The 14,230-nt window shown below is 49.3% G+C and carries 13 protein-coding genes; 7 read left to right on the forward strand and 6 right to left on the reverse strand.

The annotated features are described in order from the left end of the window. Position 1: 1 nt before the first annotated feature. From P5G61_RS03305 to P5G61_RS03320, 4 genes are all read right to left on the reverse strand, one after another. Positions 2–973: a FecCD family ABC transporter permease gene (locus P5G61_RS03305; RefSeq protein ID WP_052016823.1), complete on the reverse strand. Its 972-nt coding sequence runs from the start codon at positions 971–973 to the stop codon at positions 2–4. A gap of 202 nt (positions 974–1,175) precedes the next feature. After that, entirely contained in the window at positions 1,176–2,894 is a 1,719-nt protein-coding gene (locus P5G61_RS03310; protein WP_301244468.1) for a helix-turn-helix domain-containing protein, read from the reverse strand. 33 nt (positions 2,895–2,927) lie between these two features. Further along, entirely contained in the window at positions 2,928–3,677 is a 750-nt protein-coding gene (locus P5G61_RS03315) for an ABC transporter permease (protein ID WP_024633472.1), read from the reverse strand. A 9-nt stretch (positions 3,678–3,686) separates the two neighbouring features. Next, positions 3,687–4,427, reverse strand: a complete 741-nt coding sequence (locus tag P5G61_RS03320) for an ABC transporter ATP-binding protein (RefSeq protein ID WP_301244472.1) — start codon at positions 4,425–4,427, stop codon at positions 3,687–3,689. A 227-nt stretch (positions 4,428–4,654) separates the two neighbouring features. Here P5G61_RS03320 and P5G61_RS03325 point away from each other — a divergent pair, with 227 nt between their 5' ends. Further along, complete coding sequence (locus P5G61_RS03325; RefSeq protein WP_301244474.1) at positions 4,655–5,665, forward strand: Gfo/Idh/MocA family protein; 1,011 nt, start codon at positions 4,655–4,657, stop codon at positions 5,663–5,665. A 13-nt stretch (positions 5,666–5,678) separates the two neighbouring features. Next, positions 5,679–6,299: a pyroglutamyl-peptidase I gene (locus P5G61_RS03330; RefSeq protein ID WP_301244476.1), complete on the forward strand. Its 621-nt coding sequence runs from the start codon at positions 5,679–5,681 to the stop codon at positions 6,297–6,299. 279 nt (positions 6,300–6,578) lie between these two features. On the opposite strand, the gene P5G61_RS03335 is transcribed toward P5G61_RS03330, so the two are convergent. After that, positions 6,579–7,421: a 1,4-dihydroxy-6-naphtoate synthase gene (locus P5G61_RS03335; RefSeq protein WP_301244478.1), complete on the reverse strand. Its 843-nt coding sequence runs from the start codon at positions 7,419–7,421 to the stop codon at positions 6,579–6,581. Further along, a complete protein-coding gene (locus P5G61_RS03340) occupies positions 7,418–8,236 on the reverse strand; it encodes a futalosine hydrolase (RefSeq protein WP_301245214.1) in 819 nt (272 codons plus the stop codon). The genes P5G61_RS03335 and P5G61_RS03340 overlap by 4 nt, the downstream gene beginning before the upstream one ends. A gap of 610 nt (positions 8,237–8,846) precedes the next feature. On the opposite strand from P5G61_RS03340, the gene P5G61_RS03345 reads away from it, so the two are divergent. The 5 genes from P5G61_RS03345 (at position 8,847) to nikR (ending at position 14,166) form a co-directional block, all read left to right on the forward strand. After that, on the forward strand, positions 8,847–9,236 hold the full coding sequence (locus P5G61_RS03345) for a GntR family transcriptional regulator (RefSeq protein WP_024633463.1): 390 nt from the start codon (positions 8,847–8,849) through the stop codon (positions 9,234–9,236). Continuing rightward, on the forward strand, positions 9,229–10,131 hold the full coding sequence (locus P5G61_RS03350; RefSeq protein WP_301244480.1) for an ABC transporter ATP-binding protein: 903 nt from the start codon (positions 9,229–9,231) through the stop codon (positions 10,129–10,131). Before P5G61_RS03345 ends, P5G61_RS03350 begins: the two co-directional genes overlap by 8 nt. Continuing rightward, the gene (locus P5G61_RS03355; RefSeq protein WP_301244482.1) at positions 10,106–12,133 is read left to right on the forward strand and encodes a hypothetical protein; all 2,028 of its coding nucleotides are present in this window, start codon (positions 10,106–10,108) and stop codon (positions 12,131–12,133) included. Before P5G61_RS03350 ends, P5G61_RS03355 begins: the two co-directional genes overlap by 26 nt. Positions 12,134–12,565: 432 nt before the next feature. Then, positions 12,566–13,474: a hypothetical protein gene (locus P5G61_RS03360; protein WP_301244484.1), complete on the forward strand. Its 909-nt coding sequence runs from the start codon at positions 12,566–12,568 to the stop codon at positions 13,472–13,474. A 170-nt stretch (positions 13,475–13,644) separates the two neighbouring features. After that, entirely contained in the window at positions 13,645–14,166 is a 522-nt protein-coding gene (nikR, locus tag P5G61_RS03365) for a nickel-responsive transcriptional regulator NikR (protein WP_301244486.1), read from the forward strand. Positions 14,167–14,230: the final 64 nt, after the last annotated feature.

The following is a 14,230-nucleotide window of genomic DNA, read 5'->3' on the forward strand; positions in this document are numbered from 1 at the left end:
GCTACAAGGCCCTCCTTTCTTTACGGGCCAGATAGAGGAAGAAGGGTACACCGACAAAGGCGACCATAATGCCTACTGCCAGTTCCTGAGGCGGATTCACAATGCGTGATCCCAGATCGGCGAGCACTAGCAAGACGGCTCCGAGCAGGGAGGACATCGGAATGATAAGTCGATAATCCACGCCAACCAATTTGCGAGAGATGTGTGGAATAACTAATCCAACGAAGCCGATTGAGCCTACAGCAGATACGGATACGCCAGCCAGCACTACAACCGCCGTCAGGGCAAACAGCCTGGTCCAGCGGAGGTTGATCCCGAGATTAATCGCAACTTCTTCTCCGAGCGACATAAGGGAGACACGACGGGCCATGGGCATGGTGAGCACGAGGGCAACCAGCAGCACAGGCAGAATAAGCTTCAGATGCCGCCATTCAATACCGCCGAAACCACCCGCATACCAGAAGGCCAAATCCTGACTCAGGTCAAAATATATGGCTACACCAGTGCTGAGCGAACTTAACATCGCTGCAATAACGGCACCCGCAACGGTAAGCCTTATCGACGTCAGTCCTCCGGGAGCGGCCATGCCCAATAGGAAAATGAGCAGAGTGCCCAGAACAGCCCCTGCAAATGACAGGAACATGATCCAGCCATAAGGTAATCCCGGCCAGAAAGCGAAGCTGAGAGCCACGACAAAGGTAGCTCCTGCATTGATTCCCAATATGCCGGTGTCTGCCAGCGGATTGCGTGTAATCCCCTGCATGAGCGCTCCGGCCACAGCAAAGGCGGCGCCAATGACAGCAGCTGCAATGACACGTGGCAGCCGCAGCTCGTGAATAATCTGATGCGGTGTCAAAGCCGGGTTGTACTGAAATATGGCAGTCCATACGGTCTCCAGTGTTAACCCCTTGGCCCCCAGAGAAATGGCGACAAACATACTAAGCAGCAGCGCGGCAATAGCTGCCAAAAACATCAAGCCCACCGTCACTGCGGATTTTTGTGATTTGGACGGACGTTGTGACAGTCCCGGATGTTGAATGCGGGTCACTCCTTTGTTACCAACAACACCTTGCTGTTGTTATTGATTATCATTATCAATTAGTGAACATTATAAAATCTTAATTCAGGCCCGTACATGGCATAAATTAAGATTATAGAGATGGACATTTTTTAGATTACAGAAATGTGGCTTTGTTCGTCAACATGGAGAGCGCTTCTTCGAGCTGGATGTTGATGGAATAGGGAGCGTATACCACCCATGAATTCCAGTCTATGACATGCACGCGTCCGTTTTTTACTGCGGGATAGTTTTTCCACAACGGATCTGTAGTAATCTGCTGCAGCAGGGCGCTCCGATCATGCATGGATGTAACTGCAATCAGGAGCACATCTGCTTCCAGGCCATCCCATTCCCCAGGCGTGAAGGACATCCAGTTGAAACCTACACCGACAGGTTTGCCTGCCAACTCTCTCTGAATCTGATCGGGAGCGGCCAGTTGCAGGCTGCGGTAAAATACATGGCCGAAGTTGCGATTGCTGTACATGCGCGGTCCTTTTGCAGTTAAGGTACAGACAGCGACGGTGACTTGCCCTGCCGTTTCCCTAACCTTTTTGCGTGCCCGCTCCGCCTTGCGCTCATACCGATCAAGCCACTCCTTCGCCGCTTGAGTACGATCCACGATAGAGGCGATTTTCTGCAAATGACCGAAGATGTCTGTCTGATTCCAAGGAATGGTGATGATTGGAGCCACATCTCCGATATGTTCCATCGCTATAGCTGCTGCGTTATCCTTGGTTAGAATCAAATCGGGATTCACATCAAGGAATGCCTGGCGTCCCTGTTCCCAGGGTTCATAGGCATGGAACGGCAGCGTCAACGATTTGGGAACATGGGGCAGATGGCCCTGGATCTGAGCCGCACATGGTGTGATGCCAAGTGTCATCAGGTGATCGGTGTATGGATAGGAGAGCGATACGATATTTCGATGGACCTGCTTGGCATAGGAAGTTGGCGCATAACCGGCATGGTTCCTGAACCGTCGGCTGAAATAGAATTCGTCCCGATAGCCTACCTGGCGGGCCACATCACGAATACGCAGATCTGAAGTCATGAGCAGTTCCTTGGCCCGATTCATTCGTAAATGAGTGATATATTCGATTGGATTTTTCTGCATCCGGCTCTTGAACAGCTGTGAATAATACGATGGGTGCATGCCGGCCAATTCGGCCAGCTTCTCCAGCTTGATTTCGTTCATATAGTTTTCACGCATATACTGCAAGGTTGATCTGAGCCACTGTTCAGGCTCGTCCTGTCCTTCCGCATCCGACTGACCTTCCTGCGGCCAGAGCATATGAAGCAGATCGGTCAGGAGCAGCTGCACTTTCAAGCTGTTTTGTGAAGCTTCAGTTGTTAATTGTGCGGCAATTCGCTGTATCCCATAGTAAGGGCCTTGAATCCACCCTGTGACAGGTGAACCAAGCTCTCGCTCATATATTCGCCGTTCTTCCGTTTTCTCGGCAACCCGAAACAGATCGAAATGAATGATATACAGTTCAATTTCATGGTCAGCATCAGAGTAGAGCTCCAGAGAAGTTCCCGGCGTACACAGGAAGGCGGACTTGCGGGCAACAAGGGTTTCGATATCGTTCGCCACCAGTTTGCCCGTGAATTTGTGCATGTAGACAAAGGTATGGTGAGGGAGTTTGGTCTGACTCCATTGCCAATGCGTATTTACGGTGATCAGCTCTGCCTGACAAAGTTCGAGCAGCGCATCGTTCAGAAAAGCACTCATTTCCGTTCGTGAAATGGATTCATCAGCGCGTTTCGGCTGATCCGGTTGGGTCAACATGTGGGCGGTACATGGGTTAGGGTTGTTGCTCGAATGGATTAACATGGTGTGACCTCCTTTCCTGACAGATTGGATGTATCATAGCGAGCGCAACCGCATATCCGATGTGAACCACTGTCGGTATGTCATCAGGCTGAGCAGGATGCTGGTAATTGCGGCTGAGCTGGTAAAAGCAAATACGATCAGAATCTGGTAACGAACGGCCTCAACCGGATCGGCACCCGCAATAATCATACCTGTCATCATGCCAGGAAGCTGTACGAGTCCTACCGTTTTCATCCCATCGATCGTGGGTATCATGCTGGATTTCACGGAACGTTTCAACACGTCCTGAAAAGCACGTCTTGGCGTTGCCCCCAATGCAAGCAGGGATTCAATCTCACCTTTGGAGGACTCGACCTCGCGTTTCATCTGGTTCAGAAACAGCCCGGACACCACCATGGCATTACCGATGGTCATGCCGCTCAATGGAATAATGTATTGGGGAGTAGGCTCCACGATACCCAGACCTAACAATAACCCCATCATAAGCAGCTCCGTAACCGTAATTGCAGCCGCAATATATAAGGAAATCCAGCGAAGTCCTTTTCCGCGTTTGCCGGCATTAATGGAAGCTACTGTAATCATGAATCCGACAATGGCAATAATCAGAGCGGGGTGGTCCGAGTTAAAAATAAATTGAAGTACATAGCCGACAAGCAACAGCTGTACAGCGGAACGAACAGTGCCTATGGCAATATCCTTCTCCAGATCAAGCTTCTGCCAGACCGAGATGAGCATGGTGAGCATTACAAATATAATGGTAAAACTCAGAGCGATGAGTGACATGATTTCTCCTTATTCTGCCACAGGGGCAGGACGCATAATGAATTGTCTGGCCAATTCGGTGGACGGATTGTCAAAAAAACGGGCTGTTGGCTGACGCTCAAGCAAGGTCTGGTTGCCCATGAACCAGGTGGTTGTACTGAATGATTGTGCCTGTTCCTGATCATGTGTAACCCAGACAAGAGAAGTGCCTTCCTGCTGGCTCCATCGGGTCAATTGTTCTTCCACGAATCGGGCGTTAGTCCGGTCCAAGGAGGCAGTCACTTCGTCCAGCAGCAGCACCTCGGGCCGCAGCATCATGGAACGGATCAGGGCTATGCGCTGTTTCTCCCCACCGGAGAGGTCGCTGGCCCGCTTTTGAATATCAAGATCCTCCAATCCCATCCCTGCAAGCAGTCGTTGGGCCAAGTTCTGATCATAGGGCTGCTTGTGAAGCAAGTGTACCGTTTTCAGGTTATCTTCCACACTGCCTGCCAGCATAACAGCCTGTTGTGCCACATAAGTCATGCGCATACGCCAGGTACGTGGGTCCGAATCCCGGTAAGAGATTCCTTTCCAGATCAGGTCTCCTTCATCAGGAATATCCAGTAGGGCGAGGATGCGAAGCAATGTGCTTTTCCCCTGGCCGGATGCACCGAGTATCGCAATACGCTCTCCCTGATCCACTGCTGCGTTCACTTTTTCGAATAAAATACGCTGTTCGGTTATACCGAGACGTTTCACTAGCTTATTAATGGTTAAAAGTGTGGACAAAGTCGGGTCGTCCTTTCATCCGTGATCTGCAATTATCTTAGCAAAAATACGGAATAATTGAAATGAGAGTGGATCTCAATTCGTTTGTTGAATGTAGATCATGGAATGGGGGAGATGAAACCGGTCTGACGCAAGCGGTTCTTTTTGGTAAAATAAAGAAGACTCCGTGTTGGCCTAATCAAGATCGTGATCTTTTTAAAATATTTGATATCAGGGGAGGCTTTACGATGACGAAAGTTGTTGGACGGGACAAAGTAAATTGGGGCATTATGGGCACAGGATGGATTGCATCTCAGTTCGCGCGGGATTTGGAGCATGCCGGGAACGCCGTAAAAGCAGCGGTAGGTTCACGAACAGCCGAAAGCGCAGAGAAGTTTGCAGCTGAATATGGTTTTGCACGCGCTTACGGTTCATATGATGAAATGCTGCAGGACCCTGAAGTGGATATTATTTATGTGGCAACTCCCCATCCGTTACATAAGGAAAATGTGCTTGCCTGTCTGGAAGCGGGCAAAGCGGTACTCTGTGAGAAACCGTTTACGATGAATGCCCGTCAGCTGGAGCAATTGGTGGAGAAGGCGCGTGAGCGCAAGCTTTTTCTCATGGAAGGCATGTGGACACGCTTTCTGCCGCCGATCACTCAGGCCAGAGCATGGATTGCGGAAGGCAGAATCGGCGAGGTACGTCTGGTCAAAGCAGACTTTGGTTTCCGTGTAGGCTGGGAGCCGGAAGGCAGGTTGCTTAACCCGGATCTGGGTGGAGGTGCTTTGCTCGATGCAGGCGTATATCCGATCTCCTTTGCGTCCATGATTTTTGGCGAGCAGCCTCAGCATGTGTGGAGTACGGCGAACATTGGACAGACGGGTGTGGATGAACAATTCTCCGTACTGTTGTCTTATTCCGAAGGTCGTTCTGCATCGCTGAATGGGGCCATTCGGCTTAACCTCAGTAACGAGGCGGTCATATATGGCACAGAAGGATACATTCGTTTACCGCTCTTCTTGGCAGGCAAGGAAGCTTATCTTCACGTGAACGGGCAGGAGGAACCGGAGAAATTTACCGATGACCGGACGTGTATTGGATATGCGTTTGAAGCGGAGGAGGCAGGGCGCTGCATCCTGGAAGGACGCACGGAGAGCAGAACGATCCCACTGGATGAATCCCTGGAAATCATGAAGCTGATGGACACGATTCGTGGGCAATGGGGCCTGCGTTACAAATCCGAAATAAATAGATAGGAGTGGTGAAGCGATGGTGAAAATTCTGATCTCCGGATTTGAACCTTTTGGCGGGGACGCGGTGAATCCGACGGGAGAACTGATGGAAGCACTTGCACTTGAAGTGATGGAGGGAGCGGAGTTGAAAACAGTACTGCTGCCTGTGCACTTCAATGAATGTGCAGATCTGCTAATCGCAGAGATGGAATCCTATCAACCGGATGTCGTCATCGCCTGTGGTCTGGCTAAAGGCAGGACGGCTGTTACACCTGAACGGATTGCGGTCAATGTGAAAGACATTCCTCCTGGCTCTTATGCGGACAATCAGGGCCAGCGTCCCGTGGACGAGCTCATTATCGAAGGCAGCCCCGACGGCCTATTCTCCACGCTGCCGATTCGTGCAATGGTGAATAACATGGGGACAGCAGGCATCCCGGCTGCGGTGTCCAATACGGCAGGCACGTATATTTGCAACAATACGATGTATCGGGTGCTGGACCATATCCTATTGAAACAGCTTCCGATTCGTGCCGGATTTGTACATTTTCCGGCTTCAACAGAGATGGCTGTGCTTCAGCCTTCGGTGCCGTCATTGCCCATCCCCATGATGCTGGATGCTCTGCGGGTTATGATTCGTACGGTAGTGGCGGAGTGATAGAGTTTGAATCGTTGTAAGGTGTAAGAAGAACGATGAATTACATTGGAATGCTGCGTGGTCAGTTCAACATGCGGAGTGTTTGGAACAACATGGTGTAGAGGTTCGTTTTATTGTTGAAATAGCTTAAAAAGGGGTGTCCTATGGTCATGAACATGACTTACAGGACACCCCTTTTTGTTATAGGTAGTGGCATTGAGTGGCTGTACAGCCACTTGGGGGGCATTGAACAAATCAAAAAACCAACCAACCAACTGAATCGTATTTATGCCGGGCTTATTAGATCCGCAACAAATCCAGATCGAACTCAGGAACAAGTCCTTCTTTCATCGCTCGTCCAAGCAGCGCGGTAATTGCACCGTAACCGTCATCGCCCAGGTTGGCGCTGAACTCGTTAACATACAAGCCGATATGCTGCGCAGTTACATCCGGGTCCATCTCTTGTGCATGTTCCATGACGTAGTCTTTGGACTCATCCGGATGCGCCCAAGCATATTCCACCGAGGCACGTGCCCAACCCGCAAGAGCGTGCGCATCCAGGTTACGACGGGCGATGATGGCTCCAAGCGGGATTGGCAGGCCTGTGTCACTTTCCCACCAGTTACCGAGATCTGTCATAAGTTTGAGATCATAGTTCTGGTACGTGAAGCGTGCTTCATGGATAACCAATCCTGCATCGATCTCGCCGTCCCGGACAGCAGGCATAATCTGGTCGAATGGCATAACGACAATCTCGCCTACGCCGCCGGGAACATTTTGTGCTGCCCAGAGACGGAACAGCAGGTAGGCTGTCGAACGTTCGCTTGGTACGGCAACTCGGCGTCCCGAGAGATAGGACGGATCGGTTGTGCCGTTTGCGGTCAACACAAGCGGACCACATCCTCTGCCAAGTGCGCCGCCCGCAGGCAAGAGCGCATATTCATTCAGCACATAAGGCAGTGCTGCATAGGATATTTTCATGACTTCAGGTGTATCTGGTCCATCCGGATTAGCCGCAAGGCCGTTGGTAATATCGATGTCCGCATAACGGATATCAAGCTCAGGTGCACCAGGAATCAGTCCATGCACCCAGGCGTGAAAGATAAATGTATCGTTAGGACAAGGGGAAAATGCAATTTTCATGATGTAAGTACCTCCCGTAAAATGGAACTTGCAGCCTGGAGCGAATCTAGGGCGTCCTTGATGCGCCAGGCGTCGCGGTCGCGTGGACCGACCGCGTTGGATATAGCCCGCAGTTCGAGTGCAGGCACGCCGAACTGCTTGGCTGCGGTTGCCACGCCGAAGCCTTCCATGCCTTCGGCGGCGGCATCCGGCACGCGGCGCAGCAGCTCCGCGGCCGTCTCGGCAGTTCCGGTCGCCGTGGATACGGTGACCGCCGTGCCTCCGCTGACAGCGAGCCCTGCCCGCTGCAGCTCATGGCGCAGGCGTGCGGCAAGCGCCGCGTCCGCCGCCACACGGGACGAGCCGAAGCCGAGCTCGTCCACGCTGAGGAAGCCATCTGGCGTCTGCGAGCCCAGATCGGCGGCAACCATGGCGTCGGCCACCACGAGAGAGCCGACGTCAGCCCGGCCGGGGAACCCGCCGCCGATGCCGGCACTGACCACCAGCGTGTACGCTGGGGTCAGTCCGGTTCCGGCCAGGGGCCCCGGCCTTGAGGATGCGGCAGATGTCTGGGCCGCATCGGGTTCGCTTGGCGTGGCGGAGCCTTGCGCCAGCGCATTTGCGCCAGCCGCTGCTGAGGCAAATGCCAGCGCGGCAGCGGTTCCGGCTGCAGCCGAGGCAGGGCCTACGCCCGCTGCAATCACATCAAAGCGTGCCGCAGCCTGATCACCCAGGCCGCGGAGTACGGCCTCTTTTTCCGCATCAACGGCGGTTACGATTAATACACGTTGTATCGAAGATGCTGATGCCGACTTTGTTTCTAAGCGACTTGCCATATTGGTGGTTGCTGAACGATTGTGTTCTATAGAATCATTCTGTTTCTGTTCATTCATCCCGGATTCTCCCTTATGAAGTGTTAGATTCAAAGCTGTATACCCTCATCAAGATCATGCTGTCTATCTGAACTGGACATTCATTCTAATCGACAAATATTCAATATGTACGCACAAAGCGGACGCTAAGACCACGGTAAAGACAACAAGCGAAGCGAGCAAATGAACAAGCACATATTTCTTCTCCATCATAACGGAAGGGTAAAGAGCTGAACAAGCTTTGAACGTATTTAGCCCAAAAAGTGTGTTAACCACCTATAACAACCAGCCCGATCCGAACCTATTCAATCCACACTAATCCGCCAATCCGAACCAAGAAATTGCATCCTTTTCATTTCAGAGTGATTTATTTCTTTAGCATATATGTCATTTCAATCATATATAAACCTAACGCGAAAAATACGATAAGTCAAAGTAATGGGTTGACAATCTGTATCAACTGTATTAATAATGGTAGTACAGTTAATACACCTTAATGTTGGAACCAATACACTTCATATACAGTCATCGTTCTCAATAGGGTATTACAACATTTATAGAGAGGAGGTGCGGGATGTTCGAATTGGATGTACGCAGCCGTAAGGCGATCTATGAGCAGCTGGTGGACAAAATCAAAGAAATGATCGTGTACGGTGTTCTCCAACCCGATGAGCAGCTGCCTTCCGTTCGCACGCTGTCCGGGCAGCTTACTGTTAATCCGAATACGATTCAGAAAGCGTACCGGGAACTTGAACGTGAAGGCTATATTTATTCATTACAGGGAAAAGGGAGCTTCGTATCATCGTCCGTGGAACATCCGAATGCTGCCATGAGAGATGAAATTAGAGCGGCTCTGGTGAAGCTGATTGCGGAAGCTTCGTATTCCGGTTTGACCAAAGCCGATATGACGCTTTTATTTGAGGAAGCGATGGCCCGCATAGAAAAGGGGGAGCCGAATGATTGAGCTGAACCAGGTCATCAAAGCGTTTGAACAGGAAAAGGCAGTGGATGGTGTAACGTTGCAGGTACATAAGGGGTCCATCTATGGTTTGCTTGGTTCCAATGGGGCAGGCAAGACGTCGTTGCTCAAAATTATGGCAGGCATCTATCGACAGGACAGCGGCACGGTTCGCATGGATGGGCAAGAAATATATGAAAATATGGATCTCAAGGGCCGCACCATTTTTATGGCCGATTCCCCATACTTTTTCCCACAATCGTCCATCCATCAGATGGCGGCCTTCTATCGTTCGGTATATCCGCGTTGGAATGAGGAGAGATTCGTACAGCTCAGCAGTGTATTTAAACTAGATGTCAAAAGAAAACTGCATCGCATGTCCAAAGGCATGCGTCGTCAGGCAGCCGTATGGCTTGGACTTAGCTGTATGCCTGAAGTGCTGCTTATGGATGAGCCGATCGATGGACTTGATCCCGTCATGCGGCAGCAGATCAAGAATCTGCTGTTCCAGGAAGCAGCGGAGCGTCAAGTGACGATTCTGATCTCGTCCCACAATTTGCGTGAGATTGAAGACCTGTGCGACCATGTTGCCATCATGCACAAAGGCCGGATTATCGTAGAGAAAGATCTGGATGATCTGAAGGCGGATACGCATAAAATTCAGGTTGCTTTCCGTCATCCAGATCATGCCAAGGCAATGGATGAACAGGTGAATATTTTGCATGAAGAGAAGCGGGGGAGTGTATCCCTGTTTATTGTGAAAGGCAATCGCGAGGCTGTGACGGAACGATTCCGTGCATTGGATCCGTATCTGCTGGATGTGCTGCCGCTGACGCTGGAAGAAATATTTATCTATGAAATGGAGGATGCAGGATATGATATTCAACCGATTGTTCTGTAACCGGGGCATCCTGTTCCAAAATTTCAGGCAGCACGGGTGGATCGGCATCTTGTACCTGATCACGTTGTTGTTTTCGCTACCGCTTTATATCGCGACGGAGTACCGGGAAGTGCCTCAGAAAATAACAAGTTTGTTTCAGGCGAATGGTCAGGTACAGATTCTGTTTGCCATTACGCTTCCGGTAGCTGCGGGTATTTTTCTGTTCCGGTATGTGCAATCCGGTGCACCTTCGGATCTGTTCCACAGTTTGCCGCTGCGTCGCAAGCATCTGTTGACCGTTAATTTGTTGACAGGATTTATGATGATACTGCTTCCGATCTGGATAACAACTGCCATTACAGGTTGGGTATGGGGCGTTTTGGATCAGCCCGCGTTTATATTCGGAGGTAGTTCAATCTGGATGTGGGGCCTCAGTATGAGCATTTACTCGTTGTTTATGTTCATGTTAGCTGTGGTGGTAGGCATGTGCATTGGACAGTCCGTATTGCAGGGACTCACCGTGTACGCGCTTTTGTTGTTGCCTGTTGTCGTATGGTTCATTTTATCCCTGCATCTTCAGCATTACCTGCTTGGATATCCGTACGATGATGTTGGAAGTAATGCAGAAAAAATATCTTTAGTCCTTCGCATGGCTTCAATTAGTGGAGCTCCTGTGATCGGTTGGGAACTTATTATTTATTCATTATTGACACTGTTGTTCATCCCGCTGTCTTACGTATTCTATGCGAAGAGACAGGTGGAGTCTGCTACCCAAGCGGTGACGTTTACGCTTGTTAAACCCATATTCCGATTTGGTTTAATGTTTACGCTGGTTTTAATTGGCGGAGCCTACTTCACCATTATTGCTCCAAGGGGATCATCGGGGTGGGGCATCTTCGGATATATCCTCGGTGGTATTGTCGGTTATATTGTTGCCGAGATGATTATCCGCAAGACGTGGCTCATCTGGAGCAGCAAGCTGCTGCCCAAGTTCGCTTTATATGGTATCGTGGCTGGATTGATTTTGTATGTACCCGTCGCTGATTGGAATGGATATGCGGCCCGTGTGCCTGAGCTGAATAAAGTCAACAGTATCAAGCTTGGAGGGGAAAGGTACACCTATACTAATGGTGTATCACAGAAGGTGGATGATGCTCCATTCTATTCGAATGATGCAGAATATATGGAAGCTGTCCTTGCCCTCCACCAAAAGATCGTGGATTCGGACCTTCCTCTGCTGGATGCTTCCTTCAATCAAGGTATGCGTAATGACGAGTATGTGTTTATTAACTACAAGCTGAATAACGGCAAGGTAATGAAACGTAAGTACTACATTCCGGAAGCTGAATTCCATCAGGAATTGATGGCGCTGAAGCAGTCTCGGGATTATAAAAAATTCACATATGATACCTATAAGCTGGAAGAGGACGCACTGAGTATCGGGCTTCGCTCCACGATTAGCTCCTATCGAAAAGTGTACATCAGCAATCCAGAACAAGTCCGTGAATTCAAGGAATTGTTGAAAAAGGATATTTTGGATCAGACGTATGAAGAACAGCGCTCCCCATGGCAGTCTTTTGCATACGCGGAAATGAATCAGGCGTCATCATCTTCTAATTCTAATCAGCCGAAGGAGATGTGGAATTTTGAAATCAAACCCAACTTCGAACGAGTGCTGGCATGGTTGAAAGAGAACCATTTATATGATCAGCTTCAAGTCCCAGCAGACGAAATTGCTTCGGCGCAATTTGCGAAGCAGGAGATCGATAGTCCAGGAAATCCGAAGACGATTTATCCACAATCAGAGTATATTGACGATAATTTGAATGGCAACAAGCAGGTCGCTACTAAAAATAAAAAAATAATCAGCGATCTGCTTCAACGTCAACGGTCTGCATATATAACAGATAAAGATACCCTCTATCAGATCAAGTTGAATGTCACCCGCGGGGAGAACATCTACATGATACTGAAAGAAGAAGACCTGACAGAAGAGATGAAAGCCATCTTGGTCGGACAATAAGACAATCTTTAAGCGGGAAGGGTTCTCCCGGTAAATATGTTGATTTCTCTATCTGACTTGACCAGATACACCGTATGGAATATATTAGAAAAAGGAACGATTCGATTCGAAATTGGTGACTGTTTCGTCGAATCCCATATGGAACGGCTTATGAGGGAAGCACCCGTAAGAGCAGGCAATTCGCCTGACTTGCGGGTGCTTTTTTTTGTTTTTGCCAGTTTGATATCAGGGATCGTGATCCAATCAAATCGAATCACCGCACAGACACATTCAGCAGGTTATATCTATCAATTCAATCGAAGGGAGCAGAAGAAAATGCATACAGAAATATTTTGGATGGACCAGGAAAATAACCTATCAGGTCTTAGTTCATGTTCAGAACGAGCCAGTCAATCCGGCTTTAATGAGAGGAATGCTGAGGAGCAACAGATCATGAATCAATCCCGTATGAGGAGCATGAGAAGTCATAGCTTCATGAGCAACCGATACGGGTCACGACCTAACCTTCGGGCTAACGTATGGACCCGTATGAGCCTGGGACTCATCATCATGTTCAGTATGAGTGTGATGTATTATTCCTCCACTGCTGAAGCGGCGGGTCCTGAGCTTGGCGTAACCGCACAGAAGGCGTGGGAGACCGTTCTGAGCAAAGCAGATTCACAGACAAAGTTATCCCTGCAACGAGCGTACGAGAACGTTGGGAACTGGACGACGCAGGAGCAAACTTGGGAACAAAAGACAAAGACCATTCATGCCGCCAATACCAAAGAGCTGGAGCAATTACGAGTGAATATAAGGCAAATCGATGATGCAAAGATCACAGGTTTAAACGAAAAGGTAAAACAAACCGAAGCCCGCTATGAGCCTTTGTTTGCCTTATACAGCTCAGTGAACAGGCAGCTTGACGCTGCCAAAGCGATCAAAAACAAGGAGTGGAGTGCGGCTATTCGTACCCAAGCGGATACATTGAAACCTGTTGTTCAGCTTGCCCGAGAAGACATTCGTTTCAAGAAAAAGGAGCTTGCCGAAGCCCGCAAATGGAAAAGTACAGAAATGAAACGGCTGCGTACTTTACTGGCTGGAGCCGATCAGGTGAAGAAGCAGATTCAAACGGGTAAAAAACAGGCGAGCCTGTCGAGAGAACGATATTCAAACGCGTTACAGCAGTTCAAACAGAGTACAAAGCTAGGCCAGTCTTCACGTGTATTAAGCTCGTTGAACGCATTGGCTGCAGCGGCAGAGAAATGGGCAGGCTCCAAACAACATATTTATACACTGGAACAGAAAGTAAGTGCTACCTATGCTAAAGTCAGTCAGGAACTGACCAAGAGACCTAAATAAAAGTACACCATATCAAAGCGCCATAAAAAACATCATAACAAACAACCTATCTCACCGCACTGTACTATACTATATTATCCATTCTGCCACTACCGAAAAACAACAGTATAGTCGATGAGAAGACAGGACTGTGGTACACTCGAAGCAAACGAGGCGGCAGGAGGATATGAATGGCAGACAAAGAAGATTTGACCCGGTTCGGCGTGGCATTTCCCACACCTCTGATCGAACAGTTTGACCATTATATTGAAGAACAGGGGTACAAAAACCGTTCGGAAGCTTTCCGTGATTTGGTCCGCAAAACATTGCTGGAGCCTTCTGCATTGCATGCCGAGCAGGATGTAGCGGGAACTATTGTGATGGTGTATGACCACCATATCAGTGATCTCCCTATTCGGTTGATGGAGCTGCAGCATGAGGCGCACCATGACATCATCTCAAACATGCATGTGCACCTGAACCATGATCAGTGTTTGGAGGTTATTGCGGTACGGGGAAACCTGGGACGATTACGTCATCTGCATCAGCAAATCCAGGTTCAAAAAGGAGTGCTGTATGCAGAGCTGTCTGTAACGTATGTGGATGAGCTTAATAAAATGGCAAGCCATCATGACCATAGTCACAATCATGATCATGATCATAGTCAAATTGACCATAATGATCGACATCATCCTGATTCTTCAACGGATTAACTTCAAAATTTCAATAACCAATCCATTGGCTTTCGCTTAGTTCACTTAGTCCATAGCCCGTATT

The sequence above is a fragment of the Paenibacillus vandeheii genome (genome assembly GCF_030433635.1).
GTDB lineage: Bacteria > Bacillota > Bacilli > Paenibacillales > Paenibacillaceae > Paenibacillus > Paenibacillus vandeheii.

What these genes read in the sequence shown, in the direction of transcription:
- P5G61_RS03305 (WP_052016823.1), bottom strand. Translation starts at nt 973, where the DNA reads ATGTTTTTGGCAGCTATTGCCGCGCTGCTGCTTAGTATGTTTGTCGCC.
- P5G61_RS03310 (WP_301244468.1), bottom strand. Translation starts at nt 2,894, where the DNA reads ATGTTAATCCATTCGAGCAACAACCCTAACCCATGTACCGCCCACATG.
- P5G61_RS03315 (WP_024633472.1), bottom strand. Translation starts at nt 3,677, where the DNA reads ATGTCACTCATCGCTCTGAGTTTTACCATTATATTTGTAATGCTCACC.
- P5G61_RS03325 (WP_301244474.1), top strand. Translation starts at nt 4,655, where the DNA reads ATGACGAAAGTTGTTGGACGGGACAAAGTAAATTGGGGCATTATGGGC.
- P5G61_RS03330 (WP_301244476.1), top strand. Translation starts at nt 5,679, where the DNA reads ATGGTGAAAATTCTGATCTCCGGATTTGAACCTTTTGGCGGGGACGCG.
- P5G61_RS03335 (WP_301244478.1), bottom strand. Translation starts at nt 7,421, where the DNA reads ATGAAAATTGCATTTTCCCCTTGTCCTAACGATACATTTATCTTTCAC.
- P5G61_RS03340 (WP_301245214.1), bottom strand. Translation starts at nt 8,236, where the DNA reads ATGGCAAGTCGCTTAGAAACAAAGTCGGCATCAGCATCTTCGATACAA.
- P5G61_RS03345 (WP_024633463.1), top strand. Translation starts at nt 8,847, where the DNA reads ATGTTCGAATTGGATGTACGCAGCCGTAAGGCGATCTATGAGCAGCTG.
- P5G61_RS03350 (WP_301244480.1), top strand. Translation starts at nt 9,229, where the DNA reads ATGATTGAGCTGAACCAGGTCATCAAAGCGTTTGAACAGGAAAAGGCA.
- P5G61_RS03355 (WP_301244482.1), top strand. Translation starts at nt 10,106, where the DNA reads ATGATATTCAACCGATTGTTCTGTAACCGGGGCATCCTGTTCCAAAAT.
- P5G61_RS03360 (WP_301244484.1), top strand. Translation starts at nt 12,566, where the DNA reads ATGAATCAATCCCGTATGAGGAGCATGAGAAGTCATAGCTTCATGAGC.
- nikR (WP_301244486.1), top strand. Translation starts at nt 13,645, where the DNA reads ATGGCAGACAAAGAAGATTTGACCCGGTTCGGCGTGGCATTTCCCACA.